This window comes from Limihaloglobus sulfuriphilus (genome assembly GCF_001999965.1).
Classification (GTDB): domain Bacteria; phylum Planctomycetota; class Phycisphaerae; order Sedimentisphaerales; family Sedimentisphaeraceae; genus Limihaloglobus; species Limihaloglobus sulfuriphilus.
The window spans coordinates 561,320-585,871 of record NZ_CP019646.1 but is presented as its reverse complement, the minus strand read 5'-3'; the positions used below and the strand labels follow the sequence as shown (position 1 = coordinate 585,871).

Annotated in this window: 23 protein-coding genes and 1 tRNA gene; 2 read left to right on the top strand and 22 right to left on the bottom strand. The window is 45.8% G+C overall.

Going from position 1 to position 24,552, the window contains the following annotated elements:
• Nucleotides 1-25 precede the first annotated feature (25 nt).
• Nucleotides 26-1,096, top strand: coding sequence for an MraY family glycosyltransferase (locus SMSP2_RS02230; RefSeq protein WP_146682399.1), 1,071 nt, complete (start codon nucleotides 26-28; stop codon nucleotides 1,094-1,096).
• Nucleotides 1,071-3,338: an O-antigen ligase family protein gene (locus SMSP2_RS02225; RefSeq protein WP_146682398.1), complete on the top strand. Its 2,268-nt coding sequence runs from the start codon at nucleotides 1,071-1,073 to the stop codon at nucleotides 3,336-3,338. Before SMSP2_RS02230 ends, SMSP2_RS02225 begins: the two co-directional genes overlap by 26 nt.
• Here the strand turns inward: SMSP2_RS02225 and SMSP2_RS02220 are convergent.
• The 22 genes from SMSP2_RS02220 to SMSP2_RS02115 form a co-directional block, all read right to left on the bottom strand.
• Nucleotides 3,335-4,342 (bottom strand): Gfo/Idh/MocA family protein, encoded by a 1,008-nt coding sequence (locus tag SMSP2_RS02220; protein WP_146682397.1) that lies wholly within the window; start codon nucleotides 4,340-4,342, stop codon nucleotides 3,335-3,337. The genes SMSP2_RS02225 and SMSP2_RS02220 overlap by 4 nt on opposite strands.
• Nucleotides 4,343-4,384: 42 nt before the next feature.
• A complete protein-coding gene (gene lpxA / locus SMSP2_RS02215; protein ID WP_146682396.1) occupies nucleotides 4,385-5,194 on the bottom strand; it encodes an acyl-ACP--UDP-N-acetylglucosamine O-acyltransferase in 810 nt (269 codons plus the stop codon).
• 28 nt (nucleotides 5,195-5,222) lie between these two features.
• Nucleotides 5,223-6,524: a UDP-3-O-acyl-N-acetylglucosamine deacetylase gene (gene lpxC / locus SMSP2_RS02210; RefSeq protein ID WP_146682395.1), complete on the bottom strand. Its 1,302-nt coding sequence runs from the start codon at nucleotides 6,522-6,524 to the stop codon at nucleotides 5,223-5,225.
• On the bottom strand, nucleotides 6,496-7,542 hold the full coding sequence (gene lpxD / locus SMSP2_RS02205; RefSeq protein ID WP_146682394.1) for a UDP-3-O-(3-hydroxymyristoyl)glucosamine N-acyltransferase: 1,047 nt from the start codon (nucleotides 7,540-7,542) through the stop codon (nucleotides 6,496-6,498). Before lpxD ends, lpxC begins: the two co-directional genes overlap by 29 nt.
• 18 nt (nucleotides 7,543-7,560) lie before the next feature.
• Entirely contained in the window at nucleotides 7,561-8,145 is a 585-nt protein-coding gene (locus tag SMSP2_RS02200) for an OmpH/Skp family outer membrane protein (protein WP_146682393.1), read from the bottom strand.
• Nucleotides 8,146-8,255: 110 nt separating this feature from the next.
• Nucleotides 8,256-10,574: an outer membrane protein assembly factor BamA gene (gene bamA, locus SMSP2_RS02195; protein ID WP_146682392.1), complete on the bottom strand. Its 2,319-nt coding sequence runs from the start codon at nucleotides 10,572-10,574 to the stop codon at nucleotides 8,256-8,258.
• Between the two features lie 41 nt (nucleotides 10,575-10,615).
• Nucleotides 10,616-12,085, bottom strand: a complete 1,470-nt coding sequence (dnaB, locus tag SMSP2_RS02190) for a replicative DNA helicase (protein ID WP_222566387.1) — start codon at nucleotides 12,083-12,085, stop codon at nucleotides 10,616-10,618.
• Nucleotides 12,003-12,548: a 50S ribosomal protein L9 gene (gene rplI / locus SMSP2_RS02185; protein WP_146682391.1), complete on the bottom strand. Its 546-nt coding sequence runs from the start codon at nucleotides 12,546-12,548 to the stop codon at nucleotides 12,003-12,005. Before rplI ends, dnaB begins: the two co-directional genes overlap by 83 nt.
• Before the next feature lie 44 nt (nucleotides 12,549-12,592).
• Complete coding sequence (gene rpsR / locus SMSP2_RS02180) at nucleotides 12,593-12,847, bottom strand: 30S ribosomal protein S18 (RefSeq protein WP_146684791.1); 255 nt, start codon at nucleotides 12,845-12,847, stop codon at nucleotides 12,593-12,595.
• Nucleotides 12,848-12,959: 112 nt separating this feature from the next.
• On the bottom strand, nucleotides 12,960-13,469 hold the full coding sequence (locus SMSP2_RS02175; RefSeq protein WP_146682390.1) for a single-stranded DNA-binding protein: 510 nt from the start codon (nucleotides 13,467-13,469) through the stop codon (nucleotides 12,960-12,962).
• A 62-nt stretch (nucleotides 13,470-13,531) separates the two neighbouring features.
• Nucleotides 13,532-14,005: a 30S ribosomal protein S6 gene (rpsF, locus tag SMSP2_RS02170; RefSeq protein ID WP_146682389.1), complete on the bottom strand. Its 474-nt coding sequence runs from the start codon at nucleotides 14,003-14,005 to the stop codon at nucleotides 13,532-13,534.
• A 46-nt stretch (nucleotides 14,006-14,051) separates the two neighbouring features.
• The gene (gene pth / locus SMSP2_RS02165) at nucleotides 14,052-14,666 is read right to left on the bottom strand and encodes an aminoacyl-tRNA hydrolase (RefSeq protein WP_186804806.1); all 615 of its coding nucleotides are present in this window, start codon (nucleotides 14,664-14,666) and stop codon (nucleotides 14,052-14,054) included.
• Between the two features lie 24 nt (nucleotides 14,667-14,690).
• The gene (locus SMSP2_RS02160; protein WP_146682387.1) at nucleotides 14,691-15,332 is read right to left on the bottom strand and encodes a 50S ribosomal protein L25; all 642 of its coding nucleotides are present in this window, start codon (nucleotides 15,330-15,332) and stop codon (nucleotides 14,691-14,693) included.
• A 49-nt stretch (nucleotides 15,333-15,381) separates the two neighbouring features.
• Complete coding sequence (locus SMSP2_RS02155; protein ID WP_146682386.1) at nucleotides 15,382-16,329, bottom strand: ribose-phosphate diphosphokinase; 948 nt, start codon at nucleotides 16,327-16,329, stop codon at nucleotides 15,382-15,384.
• An 82-nt stretch (nucleotides 16,330-16,411) separates the two neighbouring features.
• Nucleotides 16,412-16,483: transfer RNA gene (locus SMSP2_RS02150), tRNA-Gln, on the bottom strand.
• A gap of 469 nt (nucleotides 16,484-16,952) precedes the next feature.
• Complete coding sequence (locus SMSP2_RS02145) at nucleotides 16,953-18,260, bottom strand: transposase (protein ID WP_146682385.1); 1,308 nt, start codon at nucleotides 18,258-18,260, stop codon at nucleotides 16,953-16,955.
• Between the two features lie 253 nt (nucleotides 18,261-18,513).
• Nucleotides 18,514-19,596 (bottom strand): uroporphyrinogen decarboxylase family protein, encoded by a 1,083-nt coding sequence (locus tag SMSP2_RS02140; RefSeq protein ID WP_146682384.1) that lies wholly within the window; start codon nucleotides 19,594-19,596, stop codon nucleotides 18,514-18,516.
• Nucleotides 19,593-20,663 carry a uroporphyrinogen decarboxylase/cobalamine-independent methonine synthase family protein gene (locus tag SMSP2_RS02135; RefSeq protein ID WP_186804805.1) on the bottom strand — a complete coding sequence of 357 codons (1,071 nt, stop codon included), beginning with the start codon at nucleotides 20,661-20,663 and terminating at the stop codon, nucleotides 19,593-19,595. Before SMSP2_RS02135 ends, SMSP2_RS02140 begins: the two co-directional genes overlap by 4 nt.
• A gap of 1 nt (nucleotide 20,664) precedes the next feature.
• Entirely contained in the window at nucleotides 20,665-21,435 is a 771-nt protein-coding gene (locus SMSP2_RS02130; RefSeq protein ID WP_146682382.1) for an HpcH/HpaI aldolase family protein, read from the bottom strand.
• Between the two features lie 17 nt (nucleotides 21,436-21,452).
• The gene (locus SMSP2_RS02125; RefSeq protein ID WP_146682381.1) at nucleotides 21,453-22,547 is read right to left on the bottom strand and encodes a uroporphyrinogen decarboxylase family protein; all 1,095 of its coding nucleotides are present in this window, start codon (nucleotides 22,545-22,547) and stop codon (nucleotides 21,453-21,455) included.
• 10 nt (nucleotides 22,548-22,557) lie between these two features.
• Nucleotides 22,558-23,529 carry an NAD(P)-dependent oxidoreductase gene (locus tag SMSP2_RS02120; protein WP_146682380.1) on the bottom strand — a complete coding sequence of 324 codons (972 nt, stop codon included), beginning with the start codon at nucleotides 23,527-23,529 and terminating at the stop codon, nucleotides 22,558-22,560.
• Nucleotides 23,530-23,537: 8 nt separating this feature from the next.
• Nucleotides 23,538-24,233 carry a GntR family transcriptional regulator gene (locus tag SMSP2_RS02115; protein WP_146682379.1) on the bottom strand — a complete coding sequence of 232 codons (696 nt, stop codon included), beginning with the start codon at nucleotides 24,231-24,233 and terminating at the stop codon, nucleotides 23,538-23,540.
• Nucleotides 24,234-24,552 lie beyond the last annotated feature (319 nt).

Below are 24,552 nucleotides of genomic sequence, written 5' to 3'. Positions count from 1 at the left end.
GGTGCATGGACAAAGAGGCGATAACTTGCAAAAAACAATTACATTTTGTTTTATTTCTGCCGCGGCAGCGCTGATTTTTTCTGCTGTTTTGAGCCATATAGTCAGAAAAACCTGCGAAAAGAAAGGTTTCGTCGCACACCCCCAGAAAGACAGGTATCATACCAGGACTGTTGCACTGGGGGGAGGCATAGCAATAGTCTTCTCTTCGATAATCCTCGGCACTGCCGCGGTGGTATTCGAAACGGTTTTTTCTGCCGGCAGCGACACAGCTTTGATGAGCATACGCACAGCAGTTATATTTGCGATTTGCGGTTTGCTGCTGCATGTTATCGGCCTCTACGATGACATAAAACATACGCGGCCGCCGGTCAAACTGGTTCTTCAGTTTATACCTGCACTGCTTTGTATTTTTTTCACTGACACCAGGATTGAGCTTTTTATTGAAAGCAGAATTGTAACCACACTTCTTACCGCAATATGGCTGGTGCTGTTCATAAATGTTTTCAACTTCCTTGACAACATGGACGGCCTGACCTCCGGCATTGCGGCTATTACCGGATCAATAGTCTTAACGGCAACTATTATAAGCGGCCAGATTCACCTCTCACTTCTATTATCGGTATTCATCGGTTCACTGATAGGGTTTCTGGTTTTCAATTTCCCGCCTGCAAAAATATTCATGGGTGATTGCGGATCTATGTACATTGGTTATTTCATGGCTTTTGCTACGATACGGGCGGATTATTTTATAGAAGGCTCTGATGTGTCGCTGACAGCGGTTTTTATCCCGCTTATAATCATGGCAGTGCCGCTGTACGATTTTGCCAGCGTAACTCTTCTGAGGATAAGCCAGGGCAGAAGCCCGTTCCAGGGAGATACCCAGCATTTTTCACACAGGCTCAAGCGGCGGGGACTCAGCGACAAGCAGGTTGCCCTTACACTTTATCTGGCGACATTATGCACCAGCATAAGCGCTGTATTTCTCTACAAAGCCGGTTTGGTGGAGTCTGTACTGATCTTTGCCCATACAATAATGATATTAAGTCTGATAGCAATTCTGGAAATGGCAAATGGAAAAGAATCAATTTCAGGATAAAAAATTTGATCTTGGCCAGTTTGCGGTTTATACACTTATCGCGATACTGGCGGCGATTTTCACCTTCCGGTGCATGAATACCGAAAGTATCTCTGGAGAAGTCATTTCCGGACCGGGGAAGATAACCTGGAATGCGATTGCGCAAATTATGAGCAGTACAGTTATAATTATATTTATGGGCTGTTCCATTCACAAGATAGTGAAAAAAAAATCACTACATTCTTCCGGTCTCGAAATCAGTTTTCTTATAATTGCCGCCGCTTTTGCTGTGGGCTTCTTTGCCGCATCAGACAAACGAGCCGCCATTACCCAGGGGACGAACCTGCTCTCCGGGGCTGCTTTTGGGATTGTCTTGTACAGTCTCTGCGGCAAAAGATTTGTTCCGCTGCTTCTGGCTCTAATCCTGGCCGGCGGCGTTGTCAACGTCTGGGAAGAATCAAACCAGCTTGTTACCAGCAATGACATGCTGGTTCAAAGCTACGAAGAGAATCCTGATGCCATGCTCTCTCAGTTTGGAATCGAAAAAGGCTCAATCAGTGAGTGGATGTTCAAGCATCGCCTGTATTCCAGGGATATCAAGGGCTTCTTCAGTACAAGCAATTCGGTGAGCTCATATCTGATTATGTGCCTCTTTATCAGCATTGGCGGACTGGTTTATTCATTTAAAAACAACATCAAAACTGCTAAACCTCTCTGGGGCATACTTACAGCGGTCTTTTTGGGCGGGCTCGCAATGGCTTTCAGTAAAGGTGCGGCAGCGGCAATTGTATCGGGATTTCTGCTTCTGGCGATCCTTTACCGTTACAAGAGACTGCTTGGGGCGTACCGCAGGCCGGCAGTATTTTTAAGCCTGCTGCTGATTCTGGCTGCCGCGGCGGCGGTGTTCGCGTACGGGTATAAAAACGGCAGTCTTCCCGGCGGCAACTCAATGCATGTACGCTGGAGGTACTGGGATGCAAGCGTTGAAATGGCTAAAGATCACTGGCCCACCGGAGTTGGCCCGGGCAACTACGGACAGGTCTATCCGAAATATAAGTATGCCGGCGCAATTGAAACCGTTTCAGACCCTCATAATGTTTTTCTGAGCTTTCTATGCCAATACGGAATCATAGGACTTACAGGGTTTCTGCTTCTTATTATGGTAATCATTAACAAAACTTTAAGCCCGAAACAGCGGGAAAGCTATCCTGAGGAAAAAGGCGAAAAAGGGAATGCGTCTAAGAAAATAATTATCGCAACAGCGGTTTTGACGATGATATTCAGACTTGTTACGACGCAGATACCCTTTACCGGCGATGCCTTAGTGATGAGCTATATATTTGTAACCGTTTTTCTTTTCCCGGCTGTTTTGTTTGCCGCAGCAGGGATTCTAATTATTCGTCTGGGCGAAATAGATATAGATTCGGACGAATTATCATACGCGGCCTTTGCGGCTCTTATTGCTGTAATAATACATAACAGCATTGATTTTGCCTTCTTCGAGCCCGGAATAACCTATGCATGGATGCTTATCTGTGTGACAGCCGTGAGAAATACCGGTAAGACTGCGGAAGAGAAACCGATTCCGGCAGCGGCAGGCAAGGCACTGGTTCCGCTTTGTCTGATTGCGGCCGGCATGGCAGGTTTTGTCGCGGTGCAATACTACGCAAGCCTTGACCTGCTCGGAAAAGGGCTTAAGAAAAACCATCTGGATGCCGCAGAAAAGACAATTACACGCTCAGCAAGGTATGATTTCTTCTCATCAAAACCCTATTCAATGCTGAGCAAACGTATTCTATCTGAATATCAGCATAACTTCAAATCTGATGTTGAACTTTTAGATGCGGCGGCAGATTATTCCCAAAAAGCCGTTGAGAAAAACCCTGAAAACTTTAAGCCTATAGATGATCTGGCGGCAGTATATGAACAGAGAGCAAATGACACAACCGGCTCAGAGCAGCTTAGTGCACTTGAGCGGGCCTGTGAAACACTTGAAAGAGCTCTGGAGTTGTATCCGTCTAAGGCCGAATTCTGTTACCGTCTGGGCAATGTTTACGAGAAACTTGGCAGAGAGGCCGCGGCATACAAACAGTACAAAAAAGCCCTTGAGATCGAGACGCTTTTCCAAAAGGAATTTAAACTGATGTACGGCCGGAGGGATAAAACTTTCAGGCTGCTCGGCGATGAAAATTATTCGAAGCTGATTGAAAAAATTGAATCTCTAAACAAAACAGAGCCTGATTCAAATTCTTTGAATCTCTAATCCATCAGTTTATGTGACTGGATAGATTCCAGAATCATGTGGGCGCATTTTAGAGCCGCCAAACCATCTTCCCCTGTAACTTCAGGTTTTTTAGACCTGTCTTTGACAGCGGCTATAAATGCGTCCTGCTCAACTTTCAGTGGTTCTTTATCGTCAATGTCGAGCTGCTCTATTGTCAGCAGTTCAGCCCAGTTGACATCGCTGAAATCGAAATCTTCCTGTTTCTGTTTTTCTCTGATCCACTCAATTACATTTATATTTCCCGCGGCAGTAACAGCCAGCCCTTCTTTACGGAAAAAGTCGAGGCTTAAATAAGCCTGGCGGCTGAAGACACGAACTTTCCTTTCAGTCTTGAATGCCAGACGCGAAGCCGTAACATTGGCAACACATCCGTTTTCAAAATAAATTCGTGCGTTACAGACATCTTCATGCTCACCAATAACATTAACTCCGGTCGCGTCCACCCGTGTAACCGAACTCCTGGCAAGTGATAGAATAATATCTATATCATGTATCATTACGTCAAGAACAACTCCAATATCGGTCGAGCGGAAAGGATACGGGCTAACTCGGTTTACCTCAATGAATTTGGGATCAATTTCAAGGCGTTTCATAGCCTGCACAACCGGATTGCATCGCTCGCTGTGCCCTACAGCGACAACTACATCGTTTTCTTTGGCCAGCCTTACAATCTCTTCGCCCTGTTCAACTGAGGCGGCAAGGGGCTTTTCAATGAGAACAGAAATGCCGTTTTCAATAAACAGCTTTGCCAGCTCAAGGTGATATATTGTTGGTGCAGATATGGTAACGGCATCGACTTTGCCTATCAGCTTCTTTGGGTCTGAAACAGCACGTGTTTGATATTTATCCGCGAGTTCTTCGGCCCGCCTGATATTAACATCAGCTATAGCCTCAAGACTGCATGTTTCAAGATTAGTGTACACACGCGAATGGAAATTACCCATTTTACCCGCGCCAATAACAGCGGTTCTGATTTTATTCATAGTATATCCGTTTCTAACTGCTCTTTTTTTAAAGGCAGCATATCATCTGAAGGTTTCAAGGTACCTTCCGTTCTTATGCTTTGAAGAGTTAATCACAGCCTCTACGATCTCTTTGACGCAAATCTGGTTATCTTTTTCAGCGAGTTCTTTTGCTCTGCTTAAAACGCTGCCGCTCTTTTGTCTGTAAAGGTATTTAAATGCGTCCCAGACGGCCTTTTTCTCTTCTTCATTGAGTCCAGAGCGGTTCATACCTCTCTCATTTACTGAACGTACTCTAAAAGGATAATGGCCGTTGCCGATCAGATACGGCGGCAGGTCTTTGTTAACTCCGGTCAGGCCGGTACAATAAGACCATTTGCCTATGGTTACAAATTGATGAGTAACTACCATGCCGCTGAGCCATGCGCCGGTTTCTACCTTGCTGTGGCCGCTAATCTGAGAGAAATTACTCATCACAATCTGGTTTTCGATTATACAGTCATGTCCAATATGCACGCCTATCATTATAAAATTGCCGCTGCCTATTTTGGTGAGGCCGCCTTCGTGCATACTTGGGTGAACGGTAGAATTTTCGCGGAAAGTATTATTGTCGCCTATCTCAAGTTTTCCATATTTGGCATTGGGGTCCATAACAAAAATCTGGGGCCCCCTGCCAATCACACAATTAGAGAAAAGGCGGTTACCGTTTCCGAGTACGGTACCGTCACCAATGACGGCATTTGCCTGTAATTCATTGTTGTTTCCAATTTTGACATTGCTGCCGACATAACAGTTTGGCCCGACAACAGTTCCGCTGCCGATAACCGCACTGTCTTCAACAACAGCAGTGGGATGTATGATGGTATCCGACATTACTAAAATCACCTCTTATTATAAAAAATCAATCATCCATAAGCATAAATTTCAATTCCGCCTCAGCAACAACCGAGTCGCCCACAAAAGCTTCAGCCCGGCACTGTGCCGTGCGGCTGCGAACCTTTTTGGTTTTGGCCCTGAGTATGAGCTGGTCTCCCGGGACTACCGGCTTCCTGATCTTCACCCCATCCATTGTCAAAAGCACCGCGATCCTGCCGGTGTTTTCAAGCCGCTGAGCAAACAGAAGTCCTGAAATCTGAGCAAGGGCCTCAACGATCAATACTCCCGGCATTATTGGTGTTGTGGGAAAATGCCCCTGAAAGAAGAGCTCGTTGTAAGTTACGTTTTTAAGCCCGACAATCTCCTGGTCACCGATAATCTCAAGAACTTTATCAACAAGCAGGAACGGATACCGGTGGGGCAGAATTTTTTGTATTCTCTTTATATCCAGCAAAGCGTCTGTGCCGGTCTTCTCCATCTGTATATGTCGCAAATACTGATTTCTCAGTTTAAGAGCCAGCTTCTGGTTCAGAGAATGGCCACTCTTGTACGCGGCAATATTAGCCACCAGAGGAACGCCAACCAGGGCCAAATCGCCGATAAGGTCGAGCATTTTGTGCTTTACGCACTCATCCGGCATACGGTATGAGTTTTTTATAGGCCCGTCAGAGTTAATGACGAGAATATCTTTGGGGCCAAGATGCTTTCCGATTCCCATAGCCTGAAACTGAAGCGCTTCGGCCTCTAAAAGGAAAGTTCTGGCAGCAGCAAGGTTGCGTTCAAAATTTATTTCTGTAATATCCGAGGAATATAACTGCCTGCCGATGCCCGTATGCTGGGTGTAATCAAGATCATAATTTATATGAAGATTCTCAGACATTGACGGCATTGCGCAAATTGTCGCGTCACCTTCCGAGACAAAGACCGGCTCTTTTACAACCAGCTTGGGCTGTACCGCTTTCTGTTCGCAAATCCCCGCCTTCCTCAATAGTTTGAAGTAGTCCAGACTGCTGGCGTCAAAACCGGGCATCTCAAAGGCGGTTATCTCAATGTACATATTGTCTATCTGCAGAGCCCTGGCAGAGGCAAGGCAGTGTTCGGTCATTTCAACAACAAGCTCACCTTTGCCCAGGGCAGTTCGCCTGTCTTTGGTTATCAGAGAATCAACTGTTGCCGAAATAGCAACCGGCGGGTCAACATCTGTTCGCAAAAAGACTATGCCCTTGTTTTGCGGCGCAGGTTTAAACGTGATCTTAGCGTCAACTCCGCTGAAAAGACCTTTACCCGAAGCAGTTACTTCATTTTGTATTGTTCGCTGCTTTCTCAAGCGATTGGATCCTTTTTTCCAGTTGTTTAATCTGTTTTCTTAACTCCGGCACACGTTCGGTTGAGACAATTCGTCTGAAAAATCTCTTTGAATCAACCGCCGGCACCCCCATAACCTTACTGCCGGGGCCAATATCGGAGACTACCGCACTCTTGGCTCCAAGCATAGAGCCGCTCCCTACACTTACATTGTCAGAAACTCCGCTGTGACCGCCCAATATTACGCCGTCACCAAGCCGCGAAGAACCCGCAAGGCCGCACTGGGCGGTAATGAGGCAGCATTTGCCAATCACCGCATTGTGAGCTATCTGAATCAGATTGTCTAGCTTACTGCCGAATCCAATGACTGTATTGCCGAATTTGGCCCTGTCAATGCAGCAGTTCGCTCCTATTTCCACGTAATCCTCAATAATAACACCTCCGATATGCGGTATAAGCCTGGGAATGTTGTCAACCGGTCTGTAACCAAAGCCGCACGAACCAAGAACGGTTCCTGACTGTACAATACAATTTTCCCCTATAACAACATGGGGATACATGACAATATTGTGTTCAATTTTTGTGCCTCGTCCTATCGAACAATCAGCAACTATTGAACAATTTGGTCCAATAAAGACATTCTCCTCCACAGTCACATTTGGACCGATATACGTGTTGGCGCCAACGGCAGCAGTATCGCTGATGTTTGCCGCGGCATCTATAACTGCGGACGGATGTATTCCAGGGGTAATATCAAAGCTGGGGGCAAATTTCTCAAGCACGGCTATCAGGGCAGCATTAACGTCCTTTACAACCACTTGTGCCATATTGACATCTTCAAGCTGCTGTGGTGATAAAACCGCTGCCGCAGAAGATTTACGGAGATTATCCAGATATTTCATGTCACTTATGAACGTAATCTGGTCAGAACCGGCAGAATCAATTGAGTTGACACGGTTTATTGCGGCATCGCCGGATGGGGCAATTAGTCTGCCACCTGTCATTTCGGCAATTTCTTTAAGTGTAAAAGATTGCTGCATAGAGGCTTACTTAAATAATTATTTGTCCAGTTCGGCTATAATCTCAGAGGTGATATCCATATAATCAGCATGATAGAGTACCTTGTGAGTTTGAATGGTCAGCGTCATTTCATTTGCGCTGGCGGCTGGAAACTCAACCTTATCCTTATCAAGGACAAGTTCATAGCCCTGCTGCTGAGCAACTTTTGCGACGGTTTTTAAGATTTTCTCATAAACCTGCTCCATTGCTTTCTGCTGAAGTCCCATCAGTTCTTCCTGAAGCATATCACGTTGAACCTTCATTTCAGCCTCTTTAAGGAGATAATCTTTTTTCAGACGATTATAATCATCACTTCCCCGTTTACGGGTTTCAATGTCCGCTTTTATCGCCTGAAGGTCAGCCTGGAATTTATCGAGCTGCTTTATCTTGGCCTCGCGCTGCTCATTTACACCATTCTGCATCTGATCAACATAGCTGCTTTGATCTATTACATCCGGGATGCAGACAACTGCTATGCCCGCCGGCGAGCCGCTGTTGGCAGCATCCGCCCTTAAGCTGACGTAAAATATTGCAAAAAAGAGACTTACTGTTAAAACTAATAACAGTGAATGTTTTTTTCTCATAAAATAAAACCTTTCTTAAATACAGAAACTGATGTTAAAAATCTCTCTAACATCTTAGCATAAATAACATCAATGACAAAAGGTTTATGAAAAGAATTATAATTCAGGTTTTAGAAAAGCCTGCCGACAGAGAAGCTGAATACCTGTGTGTCATCGGTATCATCCTCTGTAATGGGTATTCCAAATTCAAATCGCATAGGAACCGGACCAAACCATTGAGGGATCATGATCTCGATACCTGTTCCCGCGGCACTCCTGTAGCGGCCGGTTTCGACAGTTCCGCTGTCGATGAAAAGCAGCCATGAAAACATATCGCTTGAGAGCGGAATGGACATTTCGGTGTTTGCCAGGAAGATCCAGTCACTGCCGACAGGGTCTTTTTTACGCCCGGGTATGTTTTTGCTTTCACCTCTCGGGCTTACACCTCTGTATTCAAAACCTCTCAGATTTCCGGTACCGCCTGCATAATACTTCTCAAATGTCGGAGCGTCACCGATCACTGAGCCGTAGTGCAGCTTGCTGGCAAGTACCGTTTTTCTGCCGCTGATATCTTCCCACAGAGGGTGATAGAAACGGTAAGTAAATTCCAGCTTGCCAAAGTCATAGTCGCCGGCCAGACCCTCAAGACTGGTCTGAAAGATGTCGCCTTCGGTAGGGGTATAGCGGCTGTCTGTTGTGTCACGGGTGACAAATACCTGTACACCATATATGTTATTGTTGCCTTCTTCATCGAAAATCTGCCAAGGCGCGTCAAAATCAATATCTTCTGTCTTTACGTTTTCCGCGCGAAAGCCGGTGCCGAACGTCCAGCCGTCATCATACCGCCTTGCCAGCGAAAACCTTCCGGAAAGCCTTTTCTCCGTATGTGCTTCCCAGTCACGCTCAAAACTTGAAGATCCTACTGTCAGCTCATACGGCATATCGTTGAGATACGGGTCCGTCCAGGTCGCCGAGTAGCGGGTTTCTTCTGTACCGGGTTCAAACGTCAGACGAAGCCTCTGTCCGGCGCCGCGAAAGGCCTTGCCGGTAAGAAACTCAGACATGCTGTCGGGCCAGTCAAAGAGATCAAAATTCCTTTGTTCCAGAATCACCTGGCCTATAACGCCGCTGGAGCTGTTTACACCCGCACCAAACATAATCATGCCTGTCTGGCCTTCTGTTATATCTACAATTGCATTTTTAGTGCCGGCATCGGATTCTACGGGAGTTATTACCGCCGACTCTGCGTACACCGCACGCTTAAGGTCGTTTTCGAGTGTTCCGGTACCATCGCCGGAAGCCAGCGAACCATCATACCATTCTCCAGGTTTGAAGCCGTAATCGTCAAGCACATTTCGAACGGCTTTGTCGTGTACATTTTCATTGCCGGTAATGGTAATACGGCCGACCCTGTAACGGTCATTTTCAACTATGTCATACCGGCAAGCTACCATATTCCCCTGATGGAATTCTTTTGTGAGGGTAACATCTGCTTCAATATAACCGATTTCTCTATATTTATCGAGCAAACTGCGGGTGTCATGCTTTTCCTTATCAGAACCAAAAGGCTCATCCTCACGCAGTTTCATTTCTGACAAGAGCTCTTCATTAGAAAAAACACTGTTTCCTGATACAGCAACATCGGAGACAATGTACTGAGTGCCTTCATTAACAATAAAAGTTATATCCGCCCTTCCTTCTTTCGGCTCAAAACTTACTTTGCTTGTAACCTCTGCGTCAAGAAAACCCTTGTTGCGGCATTTTTCAATTATCGCTTCTATGTCCTGCTGCGGGTATTCTTTGTTAAACGTCTTTTTAAAAAAGAAAAAAGCCTTCTTTTTGCTTTCGAGCCTGTCAAGCAGGTACTTGTCTGAAAGTTTTTCATTGCCCTGAACATAGACCTTGTATGTTTTGATTTTTTTCGAACCTTCATCGATGTTAATCTCAATAACGGCATTATTGAGTTTAAGCTCATCAAGCGATATTTCTACAAACGGAAAACCCTTCTTTATGTAGAAATTTTTCAACATGTCAACGGCAATACCAACCTCCGCTCTGTCTAGATACTCGCCCTTTTTCAATCCGGTCTCTTTGATGAGTTTCTTGTCACGATACTTCTTATTGCCGTTGATTATAATGTCACGTATAACTTCACGCTCGACTACCACGTAAGTCAGGTTCACGCCGCCCTCAACTTCATCAAGATTGTAATAAGCGTATTCAACACCATCAAGCTCAGCAATATTTTTCACATCATCAGCAAGGGTCTGCTCTGCAAGTATATCATTTCTGCGGAGTTTAATTTTGCTGAAGATTTCCTCAGGCTCAAGCGTTACATTACCAGTGACTTCTATTTCATTGATTCGCAGCTCTGCACTGAAAACCGAAGACCCAAGGCACATTAGCAAAACAATTACCGCTGAATAAGTTATCTTAAGTTTACCCATCATAATCCTGTCACTTTCTGTTGGCAACAATATTCAATGTTAAATCAATACGGTTCTACCGCATGAAGATTAATAGGTTCAAATCTGGTGTATTGACCCAGGAATGAGAGCTCGATCGCCCCGGTTGGCCCGTTTCTCTGCTTGGCTATTATTACAAGAGCCCTGTTATCCGGCTCGTATTCAAGGTCGTTGCGATGGTAATAATCCTCCCTGTGCAGAAGAATAATAACATCCGCATCCTGCTCAATGCTTCCGCTCTCACGGAGGTCACTCATTCGGGGCTTATGGTCTTCCCTCTGCTCTGCCGCCCTGTTGAGCTGGCTTAAAACTATCACCGGAACCTTCAGCTCTCTTGCCATAGCCTTGAGATATCTGGATATAGTGCTTATCTCCTGCTGGCGAGAGTCAATGCGCCCGCCCAGGCTCATCAGCTGAAGGTAATCAATAACGATACAGCCGATATCATGGGCAGACTTGAGCCGTCTGGCCTTGGCACGTATTTCCAGCGGGGTCATTCCCGGTGTGTCATCAATGAAAATCGGGGCTTCGTTGAGCTCGCCGCAGGTAGTTACGAGCTCTTCGTAATCGTTCTGGTCGAGAGCCCCGTGCCTGACTAACTGGGAATCCACCTTAGCACGGCTGCAAAGCAGTCTTTCCGTAAGCTGAACATCGCTCATCTCAAGCGAAAATATCGCCACAGGTATTTTACTGTCAACGCCTATGCGCTCTGCGACGTTCATGGCAAAGCTGGTTTTACCCATACTTGGCCTCCCGGCTACTATTATCATTTCACCTTCGTGAAGACCGCTAAGAAGATGGTCAAGCTCTTCGTACCCTGTTGGAATACCGGTAATGGTATTCCCCTTGCGGGAATCGATAGCTGTAAGGGCATCAATAAGAAGATCTTTTATCTGTTTTGCGTTGCCGGTACTCTTTTTCTCGGTAACGGCGTAAATCTTCTCTTCTGCCTTGTCGAGTTTTTCGCTGAGCTCGCCGACTTCGCTGCATGCTTCGCTGAGAATATCATTAGAAGCGTGTATCAGCTCTCTGAGTATATGTTTTTCCTGAACAATATCAACGTAATACTTTGTATTGGCCAGGGTCGGGACAGAACCAATCAGCTTAAGGATATAATCAGCACCACCCGCATCCTCAAGCTTTCCCCGCTTTGTCAGATCCGCACGAACTAAAACCGCATCAATGTCCGTATCCGGCGGTTTATTCTCATAAAGCTCTACGATAGTTTCATAGAGGATACGATTTTCAACACGATAAAAAGATTCAGCTTTGAGAATACGGACAACATCGCCGATGCAGTCACGGTCGAGCATCATAGAGCCCAAAACCGCGGCCTCAGCCTCAGCCGAGGCCGGCATTTTTCGGTTTAGAGAAACATTAGCCAGCTGATCCGCCTGGGAACGGGGCGATGATTCAGCTTTCTTTGACTGTTTCGTCTGCTGAGTCTTGTTCTGACTCTTCTGCTGACTCTTCTGCTGTGTCTTGTCCTGACTCAACAGTTTCCTCACTCTCAAGGCCGGGGGCCATTACCGATACTGTTACCATACAAGAAAGATCAGCCGCGAATTTAATTGCAACTTCGTATGTGCCGACCTGCTTGATATGACTCTCAAGGGCGACCATTTTGTCTGCAACTTCATAGCCTGCTTCGCGAAGTTTAGCAGCTATCATTTCATTTGTGACTGAACCAAACAGGTGTCCCTGCTCGTTTGCTTTTGTCTCGATCGAAACAAAAGCGGCTTCCGTAGCCTTTGCGATTGCTTCAAGTTTATCACGCTGCTGGCGTCTCAGCTCCGCACGGGCGGCTTTTTCGGCAGCTATCTGTTTAATATTCGCTTCGCTCGGAATTGCGGCAAAACCGCAGGGGACAAGAAAGTTACGTGCGTAACCGTCTTTGACCTCTACAATATCACCGAGCCAGCCAAGTTTTTCAACATCATCTAAAAGTAAAACCTTCATTGGTATAATTCTCCATTATTTTAAAGGGGGAATGACTTGATCTATTAGGCCTGATACGGCAATAAAGCCATATAACGGGCACGTTTTACTGCGTTCTGCAACTTACGCTGACAGCCGGCACAATTACCGCTTCTCTTGCGTGAGAATATTTTGCCTCTATTGGTAAGAAGTTTAGAAAGGGTATCTATGTCTTTGTAATCAATATACTTTGTTTTTGACCGGCAGAACCTGCAGGCTGACTGCTCACGCAGCGTCACCCTGTTTTTCCTGCGGTTTGAACGGTTTGGTCTATTTTGCATTTTTGCCATTTTTATGCCTCATTTAAAATTTTTAATAATTATCAAAATTCCGGCTTTTTTGTAAAGATTGAAAAGTCTCTATAATTAACCGGCTATTTTAATCCATATCTCATTAAAACGGAATATCATCATCCAGCTCGCCATACGCCGGCGGCTGGTCAGGAGAATCCATCGGAGAGGGCTGATTGTACCCCTGTGAACCGGACTGGCCGCTCTGAGCTTCAGGATGCCCGCCGCCGTAGCCGCCCTGCGGCTGTGAACCATAACTCTGGCCGCCTTGACCGCCGCCACCGCCGCCGCCAAGAAACTGAAAATTGTCAATAACAACTCTCAGCCGGCTTCTCTTACTGCCGTCCTGAGCATTCCAGCTGGAATAATGCAGACGACCTTCAATAAAAATAGGCGAACCCTTACGCATGTATTTATTCAGCGTGTCTGCGCGGCCGGCAAAGGCCGTACAATCAACAAAACACGTATCCTCCTGCATCTGACCGTTCTGCCCGCGATATTTGCGGTTTACGGCGAGTCCAAACTCCACCACGGGAACCTGGCTGGGAGTTACAGAATATTGCGGGTCTCTGGTTAGGTTGCCCATTAAAAAAACTTTATTTAAGTTTGCCATTTTACCACCTGATTAAGGCCAAAATTTGTGATTTTCCGCATTAACGAACATCTCAAATGCAGTTAATCTTTGTCCTGGTCATCGGAATCATCATCGTCGTCAATGTAATCATCATCGTCGCCGTCATAATTCTGCTCACTCTTGCGGGCCTCTTCTTTGGCTGCCTGGGCCTCTTCTTTTTCAAGACGGGCTTCTCTTTCAAGAGGTGTCTCTTTTTGAAGATCGTCTTCGCCCATGAAATCCGCACGCAGAATCATAACACGAATAATATCTTCTGTCAATTTTACATCGCGTTCAATTGCTGTTATGCTGGAGGGTTCAGCATTAAAGTAAACCAGAATATATGTTCCACGGCTCAGCTTTTTGATTTCATAACATAGCTTGCGCTCGTCCCATTTCTTGAGGCTCTCGATTACGCCGCCGCGTTTTTCGATTATACCTGTTATAAGGTTTGTAACACCTTCCCAGTTGCCGGCGGCATCTGTGGTGTCAACAAGGAACATAGCCTCATAAAGTCTTTTAGTTTCTGTATTCAAAATAATATCTCCTAACGCTTAATTACGTATTTTCGGATTAAATTCGTCAAGTATCCTGCCTGACGTTATTTATTTCCGTTTGAATTTCGGCACTCATGCCGTTAAATTCTGTCATTGCTTTGTTTATACCGTACTGCATCCAGTATTTGACTGCCTTTGCCGCCATATTGAAGCTCTCTTTAAGCAGCTGAGCTTCCTGGCCTTGGGGCCTGGACAAAACATAATCCCGGCTGTCAGGATAGCTGCTCTGGCCAATTCCAACTCGAAGACGGGCAAACCGATTTGAGCCGAGCTTCTCGATAATATCTGCAAGCCCGTTATGCCCGCCGGCCGAGCCGGCAGCTCTGAGCCTGATTCTGCCCGGTTCTAATGCCATGTCGTCGGCAACTACAAGCACCTGGTTCAGCTCAAGCTTATAAAAACCTTTTACCGTTGCTATCGACTGGCCGCTTAGATTCATGTATGTCTGAGGTTTGAGCAGCATTATTTTACAGCCTTCAAAAGAGCAGCAGCCAAAAAGGCCGGAAAACTTTTTTTCACGAACCTCACAGCCAAGCTCTTTTGCGAGAATGTCAATAACATCAAAGCCGGCATTATGCCGTGAGCCCTGATATTTACTGCCGGGATTTCCAAGGCCGGCTATTAGTTTGACATCAGACACAGGATGCTCCACGCTAAAAGAGGACTATTCCTCTTCTTCCTCAGATTTCTTCTCGCCGATAACTTCCGGCTCGAGAGCTTCCTCTGCGCCTTCTTCTGCTTCCTCTTCATCTTCAGGATGAACAGTCTTGAGGTGGCAGATTGCTACCATTGCATCCGGATCAGTCAACAGTTCGGCATTTTCAGGAAGCTGTATATCTTTTGCGTGAATAGCATCACCAATATCCAGATCCTTGACAGAAACTGTCAGATTTTCAGGTATATCCGATACAACGGTTTCTATCTCAATATGGTCAAGAACTGTCTCGAGAATACCGCCTTTATGAAAACCTACAGCATCACCTTTAAGAATCACAGGAACTGTAACGCTTGTTTTCTCGTTCATATCGACACGCATCAAATCTGCATGCAAAATATTCTTGCCGAGATGATCAAACTGCAGATCTTTAACAAGCAGAGTTTCATTTTTCCCTGCCGTTTTAACCGTAAAAAGCCTGTTGCCGTGATGAACGCCGTCAAAAAACGGCTTATAGTCAACCGTAACATGTACCGGCTTCTGTTTGTGACCATAGATCACCGCAGGCAGTTTACCCTGGCTGCGGAGTTTGGCCGCAACTTTGGTACCAAGGTCCCTCTGCTCTGCATTTAAAGCAATTGTTTCTGTCATTTTAACCTCTTAAAAAAAAGATTTCTATCTTGCCCTGTATTTGGGCGGTTTAAATCAAAAGACTGCTTAATGATTCGTTTCTGTGAAGACGTCTAATCGCCTCGCCAAGCAGCTCACTGACTGTTAGTATTTCAAGCTGACTGATTTTGGCAGCCTTATCCTGCAAATCGATAGTATCGGTAACTACAATTTTATCTATAGGGGAATCATTGATTCTCTCAATAGCCGGTCCGCAAAAAAGGCCGTGAGTTGCCCCTACAAAAACGTTGGAAGCACCCCGCTCTTTAACAAGCTTAGCTGCGCTGCAGACTGTCCCGGCAGTAGATATCATGTCATCTACCATTATAACATTACGGCCTTTTACATTACCGATTATCTCGCCGCATTCTACTTCTTCGCCGGTTAAACGTTTTTTGTTAATTATGGCCAGATCTGCCCCCAGATGGAAAGCATACCTGCTGGCAGTCTTTACATTACCCACATCAGGCGAGACAACAACAAGGTTGTCCAGCTTCAGGTCTCTAAAATACCTGCATAAAACCGGCTCTGCCATGAGGTGATCAACCGGAATATCAAAAAATCCCTCCATCTGCCTGGCGTGCAAATCAATTGCAAGCACACGGCTGGCGCCGCCTACGGTAAGCAGATTTGCTACCAGCTTGGCAGTGATTGGAACACGCCCCTCGTCTTTGCGGTCCTGACGTGCATAACCAAAGTACGGTATAACAACTGTTATTCTGCTGGCACTGGCGCGTTTAAGCGAATCGAGCATGATCAGCAGCTCCATCAAATTCTCATTGACAGGCGTAGATGTCGGCTGAACCAGGAAACAATCTTTGCCCCGCACATCATCATCGATTTTTACAACGACCTCGCCGTCAGGAAATCTGTTTATACGCGCGCCGCCAATCGTAACCCTGAGATATTTGCATATCTTCTGGCAAAGCTGAGGATTAGCGTTACCTGTAAAAACCTTCATTGTTTCATTAAGGAACATATTATTTCCGTTTTGCGGTTATTAAATTAAATTTTTCAGCCCTTGGCCGAACTTTAAAATTCTGCGATATAGAAACTTAAAATTACCCGGCCAGGACTTGAACCTGAAACGTGAGTACCAAAAACTCATGTGTTACCAATTACACCACCGGGTAATTTATATCAATCAGCAACTGCCGGTAAGCAGAAACGCTGTCTGTTTATAAAAACTTTATTGACAAACAATTAGCTTGTCGCGGAGCCCGATAGAAATGGGCCGAAAAGGTCTAACCCGGAGCTTGAACCGACCATGCCGCGAGAACTGTCGGCCCCGATTAAAAGAGCAACTCACTTAGGGTTAGCGCTTAAATAATGACGCAAGTTTATAGCGGAAGAAATATTTTGCAAGTTTTTTTGTAAAATAATATCCAGATGAGCAATTCCGTTTGTAAGGCTTTTCAGAAAATTTGCCACAAAATACTATTGATACCCAGTAGGTTAATGCGGATTAATCGGCGTTTCCTCGGCTTGCGGGCGTGCTTTGGGGGAGCAGTCGGGGCGAGCCTGGTGTGTGTTTCTTCTGGTCGTGTGATTTTAGGCGCACCGATAGTGTGGCAGGTAGTTTGTTGGTTTGTATTTGCGTTGTTATGCGGCTGATATTTTGATCGACTCTGATTTAACCAGTGAGCGTATGTAGTGCGGCTGCTTGGTTTTCACGTACCCCAATGCCGTGCCTAACATCGTGATCAGTGCCAGGTCTACTCGCATCTGCATTTTTTTAAGGCCTCGAATATAGTGAGTTTCAAAACCAAAGGAGACATCGAGCCGACTGTTGACCCTCTCGACAGAAGTCCGTTTTTTGTATTCGTCTTTCCATTTATAGCTGTCCCGCGGCAAAGCCATAAAGATACGCGGGTCTTTTTCCAACCCGATCCTGATACTCTTGCCAATTGGACAACTCCCTGATGCGGGGCATGTCAGCCCTTGATGGTGTGCCGGGCAACCGAACTTGATACTGTCTCTATCCTTCTCAAAACCCCTGTTGCACATCTTGTTGAGTTCTCCCCCCTTGCAGCACTTGCAGAACACCTCACCCTGCTGGTTGTAATATATCCTGTCAAGGCCTTCAACCGGGCTATGTTCCAACTGCGTCATATTGCGAGTATCAACAACAGCACGTATATCGTGCTCCTTCCATAACCATAGCTTGAAATCGCCGCAATCATAGCCTTTGTCTGCCGAGAGATATTCGCACTTCTCAAGAGCCTTTGAGGGACAGGCGTCAACCAGATTGTACGCCTCTAACATATCATTGTCATTACCCGGCGTTACGATACGTGCTATCGGCAGTTCATAATTGGCATCCACTGCCAGATGAACCTTGTAACCAAATATCGTTGTTTTTTTGATAATCTTACCGTTTTTATCTGTGTAAGTTTTTGTTGCCCAGCCGCCGTCAGTATCCCTTCTGCCGTCAGGCTTATTTTCTGAACCGGAGTTTGCCGCACTCTGGATGACTTTGCTGTCAATCGCTATACGCTGACCAAAGCCGGGCAGTTCCCGGGCAAGACACTCCAGAAGATTCTGGAAAATACCGGCTACTTCTGCCGGATACTCCATAAGCGACTTGAGCAGGTTGGTATAGGCGTTTGATGATGGTACCGGGTGCTCTTTGAGAGGATCAAAACCGCAGATATCCCTGAGCTGACCGTTGCGAGAAAGCTCCCGGCGAAGAGCTTCGATGGTGTTGTGCCCAAATACGATGCCGGCAAGCATTGAGTTCCAACTGGCCCGTATCGGGTAGTCATCACGTCCATTGCCGCGGCGTTTTTCGAGTGTTTGCATTAGTTGTTCATCGTCGAGCGTCTTGAGTAACAGGTCGAGCCGCTCTAAATCTCCGAGATTTTCAACATTTTGGTAGCAAAACAAGCTGGGTTGTGGTATATTAGCCATTGGTAAATCCTTTTGTAGAATATAATATAAGTTCTTTTGGTTTAATGTCTTATATTATATCACATGCAAAATGATTTACCATTTTTCTATGGGGGCAATTTGAGGTTTTTTAATGTTTTTTTCGCTCGAATCAGGCCTGAAGCCAGAGAAAAAGGGGGAAAATCGGTTTCACTGCCGTTGCTAAATCCACCCGCTCAACAACTTACAAACAAACGGAATAGCTCCCAGATACAAAAAAATTACGCCCGCTGCTTTAACAGGATCTTGCCGCCCTGTACATAGCATCAATATTTTCCGCGGGAATATCTCCGCCCAGAATCTGGCTCGGGGCAAATATATAACCGCCGCCTGCTGACATTATGTCGATTATTCTTCTGGATTCGGCATAAACTCTTTGGGCATCTTCGTTTGGCAAAAGATGTTGGGTGTCAATACCTCCGTGAAACGTAACTTTGTCCCCGCAGGAATCTTTTAAGCTCTGCGGGTCCATTCCAACAGCTGTAACCTGTACAGGGTCAATTATCTCGACTCCGGCATCAATAAACATCGGTACAACCTCTGATATTGCGCCGCATGAATGCATCATAACATTTAATCCGTGAGATTTGGCATTATCGCTCAAGACTCTGATTCCCGGAACAAAAAATTCCTCTATCATTTCCCTGCTGAAAAGCAGACCTGACTGAGAGCCGAAATCATTGCCAAAAAACCAGATATCAATTTTACCTTTAAAAAGTGTAAATAGACTGTTATTCATTTCTAAGTAGAAATCGGTCATTCTGTTGATCAATGTTTTGACCATGTCAGGTTTCAGAGCTATATTCAGCAAGAAATTCTCGAATCCCATCATTCTGTAGCAGTCGCCAAGAATCCCCGACCAGAAACCGCCGACGATCACCCGCCCTCTGTTCGCCTCAATCTCGCTGCCGAAAGCGGAAAAATCAAACTCGCTTACCTCAGGCCAGCTGTATTCAAGTATATCACTCTCACTCTGGGCATTTTTGAGGGGGCCTTGAATTGAATCATCAACCGCGAATTTTGAGTCATACGCCCCCCTTTGCCATTCTATCCCGAAAGGGCAAATACGCCTCTCTCCGTCAATCTTTGCTCTGCTGCCGCGATAAAACGGCAGGCAGGATTCATTTTGAGAAATATCTCTGCAAGAAAGATAATAAAAATCGCTGCCGAGTATATCGAGCAGTTCTGTTTCGGTATTTATGTCGTAATATTTCTTTACGGCCGCGTCAGCCTGCGGTGATGCAAGATAATCTATCGGCACCCTGTCAGGCTCTCTGTGGGATAGTGCGGCGGCAAATCGTTCTTTTGAGCTCATCATTGTATATACTTCTCATATAAACGTTCATTTTCACCTGATTCTAACTGCTTCCTGTCGAGTGCGTTCAGAACAGCAAGCCCTTTTGCCGGCAATTTTGAAAATATCCAGTCAAGGTCTTTTTCCGGTATAGCTCCCCAGACGAGCAGCGGCTTGTGAGCCAGTATTTTGCTGTGGACTTCAAAAAGTTCTTCGGCAGACGGGCCGCCCTCGTCAATATGCAGTTCGAGAGCCAGCATATCTGTGGGCAGGTATTCCGCATAAGGATAATATCCTGTGGGGTGCATGTGAACAATAGAGCCGTTAAAAGAGGCAACTATTTGTTTAACGCAGCCGAGGATATGCCGCTGGAAAATATCGGGGCTCAACAGGGCTGCCGCATCTTCCTGGAGCCATACAGTGCCGGCCGGTGCCCACATATTATAATAGAATGAGCCGATACCTCCGTGAAATTCAGGAATATGCTCAAGTTGCGTTTTGGCAAAACTGATCCAGAAATCGGTAATTTTTGCAGCCTGTTCATCGATTTTTTCCGGAGATTCGAAAAACTTGAAGACAAAACTTTCATTCCCGTATAGACAGGCAAGAACATCAGATATGCCGCGAAGCCTCGGAGTGGCAAGGGGATATCTGCCATTGCAATGCGATGAAATTTTGTCCAGATACTCTATGCCTTTCTGAACCCAGGGATTATCAATATCAAACTCTGGCATTTCCCCATCAAAATCAGCAGGCGTTTCAGCATGTATTGAACCGGTATTGTGGTCTGCAATTATTTTGCACCCCATAGCGGCTTCTATCCACGGAATCCCCCAGAATGAACTGGCCGCCCAGATAAAATCTCCCCCGGCGGCTTCATGCCGGTCAAAAAGAGAATCATAGTCGGCCAGATAATTTTCAACAACAAAATCGTCCGGCGCAAGCGGCCTCCCTTGCGGCAATGATTTAGAAGCCGGGTACCTGTGAAGCGGATATTCCGATTCTACAAAAAAACCCAGCAGCGGCCTGTCATTCTCTCGCTTGTAAAACTTTTTAAAGTTTTCTACTCGCTGTTCGATTGAATAAAACATACTAATCTCTTTTCCTGCCGACGGCATTTAGTGCTGCTTTGGAGCTCTCGTCGATAAAAACGTTGTCAAGCCCCAGGGCGATCATCGTGTAACCGTCTGCGACGTTTGATTTTATATTCTGCTCGTCCGGCCGAACGATATGCATACCATAACTAAGGCCTGCATTCTCGGCGACTTTGCGGTATCTTGCAAGTGCCGCGACCATATCAGGGTGCTGCATTTGGCCGGTTATCCCCATGGAACCGCTTAAATCAAGCGGTCCAATAAACAGACCGTCAACACCGTCAACTTTGACAATTTCCTCGAGATTCGCAATGGCGTCTTTATGCTCAATCTGCATAATCATCGCAATCTCATCGTTAGCGGACTGTATATAACTTTCAAAATCCATCCCGTGCATGTTTGCGCGGCTGTAACCGTAACCGCGGCGTCCTCTTGGAGGGTATTTAGCCTCTGTTACCGCCGCGTCGGCTTCCTGAGCGGAGTTCACCATGGGAATTATAAGGCCTCTGGCGCCGGCATCGAGACTGCGGTGTATCCACACCGGATCATTAAGCGGCAGCCTCGCGACCGGCACACAGTCAAAAGCATCAAGTGTGCGGAAAATATCCGTCATGGTTTCGAGGTCGATCGCCCCGTGCTCAAGATCCACGCAGACCCAGTCAAAACCGGCCCTGGCAAATACCTCAGCTATGCCGCAATGACCTATCTGCATCCAAGCTCCGAGTGTTATTTCATTATCCAGAAGTGATTTACGTAATTTATTTTTCAATTTATCATCCTTTCGTGTTAATCAAAATAATTTCGCCAATTTGCCGGCGTAGCCCCTATACGGACTCTCGCATCAAAATAGGCATCTAAGTTTTCCATTGGTATATTTCCATGCAGACCGCCGCAGCTTGAAACGGCAAAACCTGAACAGTCTCTTGTCGTGTTGTAAACTTGCTGCACCATTAAGCTTATATCATCAGGTGAAGACATCGTAAGCCGTGCCGTGTCGATTCCGCCAATAATATATCCGCCGCTGCCGCCGAAATGCTCCATTACAGACTCAAGAGGCGTTGCGGGATTTTCGCACATTATTCCATCAACGCCCAATTCAACCAGCCGCGGCAGAAAAACGGTCATATTACCGTCAGCTACAAAGATTATCTTTTTGCCCCGCCTTTTTGCCGGCTCGAATATCTTCTTATAAAACGGGAATATACAATCCTCATACCAGGCCAGCGGGAATACCGGCCCGTTGGCGTCGGCAAGGTCATCGTGCAGAAAAATGAATGGATTTTCACTCGCCTCTGCTATTTCATCTACAATTCTTCGCGACTTTTCCGCACACGGCTCAAAAAAATGTCTGGTAAACCGTTGCGGCTCCGTTATGGCGGCTACCATAAAATTTTCCCAGCCGAGTGTCTCAACCGCCCACATGAAAAGTGTAGTGTACAGCATAGGGTAATACATGCCCGTACCGCCAAGCAGTTTCTCTCGAAATTTGATGTCATCACGAGAGCAAGGATGCGGCACAGGTACGATTAAATCGTCATACCTGAGAGAATCAATATCCAGAGAATAGACATCTTCAGGGCTGGAAACCTCAAACCTTTCGCGAAAAGCTGTATCATAAACACCCAGTGACGTAAATGAATATGGTTTATCAGGGTGATAACGTTTCTCTGCGAATTCTGCCGGCGCAGGAGCGTTTTCCGCAGGAACACGGTTTATAATATCTATTCCCAGAGCCTCGTAAGCCCTGAGATAGGCTTCTGGTGTGTTTCCATAAACATCAAGCCTGCTTACTTTTGAGATTATTCCAGGATGATTAAGAGTCTCTTTGGAGAGAATCTTTCCCGCATTGCCCAAAGCCCAGTCATTTACGTCCGATTTCATCTGGTTTGTTTTATTCCGTCACAATATTCATGCTGTTGTAATCCTTTTTAGCCCATGCTCTGATGTTTTTTATAACACATTGAGCCATGCGTGATGAGGCCTCGAGAGTGCTGCTTGCAAGATGTGAGGCAAGGACAACATTATCGAGTTTGCGAAGATCCTTTTGCGGCTGCGCCGGTTCATAAGGCTCCTTCTTGAACACATCAAGTGCCGCTCCGGCAAGTTTACCGCCTGCCAGCGCATCGTAAAGTGCAGCTTCATCTAAAACGCCGCCGCGAGCTGTATTTACAATAAAAGCTGAGGGCTTCATTTTTGAAATAAAATCAGCATCAATGAAATCCCTGGTCGCTTCTATAGACGGCAGATGAACCGAGACAAAATCACAAACCGGCAAAACTTCATCGAGTGATGCCGCTATTTTGCCAATACCGTACTCATTTCTCATCTGCTCGGCGTCAAGCTCTGCCGTATCATAACCAATTACATTCATTCCAAAACCAAAACTGGCTATTCGGGCGGTACGGCGGCCTATCATGCCGCAGCCGAGTATGAGCAGTGTTTTGTCCTTTAGTTCTATGCCGGAAGATTTAAGCCAGCCGCCTTTTTTTATATCCGCATCAGTGCCGGCGATATTGCGGGCGAGTGCCCCCATCAGAAATACAGCATGTTCTGCTACCGAAACGTCCAGTACACCTGGAGTTATTGTAACATGTTGTTGTTTTTTCGCGGCTATTGCCTTGTCAACCCCGTCATGTCCGACACCGTAGCGTGCAATCAGAGCACCCTCGGGCAGGGCATCATAGAGCGGGCCTGTATATTTGTCTGTAGCCAGTAACACTGCCGCCGATTGGGAACTTTTGACCTGTTCGGCCAGGGCTTTTTCTTCACGGGCGGCGGGCACAAAATCTATATCTCCCGCTTGCTGGAAATCAGCTAAAGAACGTTGATAAATACCTTCTTCTACAAGAACTTTCAGTTTCATTTTTACCTCTATCTGTTTAAAAACTCTAATGTTTTAATATCGTACTGTTCATTCATTTTTACATGTTTACGCATTTTGGCCTCAGCGGCATCCGGGTTGCGGTCCTTAATAACTTCTACCAGCTGCTGATGCCAGTCTTCAGGAAGAGCGCAGAACAACGCACTTTTCACCCAGTTGAGCCGCATCAGACTCCTGAGCCAAACCCGCTCAAGCTCATTAACGAGATACGGGCATTTTTTTCCGAACTCTCCAATAAGCATATGAAACTCCAGATGGAGCCGCATTCCAAGCCTTGATTCAGGGTCTCCCTGTGTGGTGATTCTGTCAAGCTCTGCCGCCCTCATCATCAGGGCTGCAAGGTCTGAATTACAAGCATATTCACAGCATAGCCTTACAAGCTGACATTCAATTGCTTCGCGGAGTATCTGATCGTTTTCCACATCTTCAATCGTCAACACCCTGACACGGCAGCCGTAGAGCGGTTTATTTTCCACAAAACCGTCCCGTTCAAGCCGCATCAGCGCCTCTGTAACGGGATTCTGGCTGACCCCAAGACGTTTGCTAAGCCCTCTTCGGGTAAGTCTCTCTCCCGGAACAAGCTCACCGTTGACTATTTCGTCGCATAAAAGACTATAAACACGCTGTGAAAGTGTGTTTTCAGTTTGTCCGGTAACTATCTTTGTCTGAAAATCTATATTTGCCACATCAATTATCTGAATAAAACATATTTTATTGAATTATAACATGCGTTTTTGATACATCAAAACTTTTTTGTGTTATAAACATTTTCTTTCAATACATCCGTGCATATTACTAAACACTGACAATAGAGATTTCCCCCTCGGCAGTTAACGGGATAATTTCATTTGAATAAATCACTTAAAAAAATCCGGTTCATTTATGTTGTGAATCGAGAATATTATAATACGCAAGACCTTGAAAATTTGCCTCATAAAAATAATTATACCAACTTTATGTTTTTTGCTTGAATTACACTTAGAAAAAGTTACTATACAAAGCAAC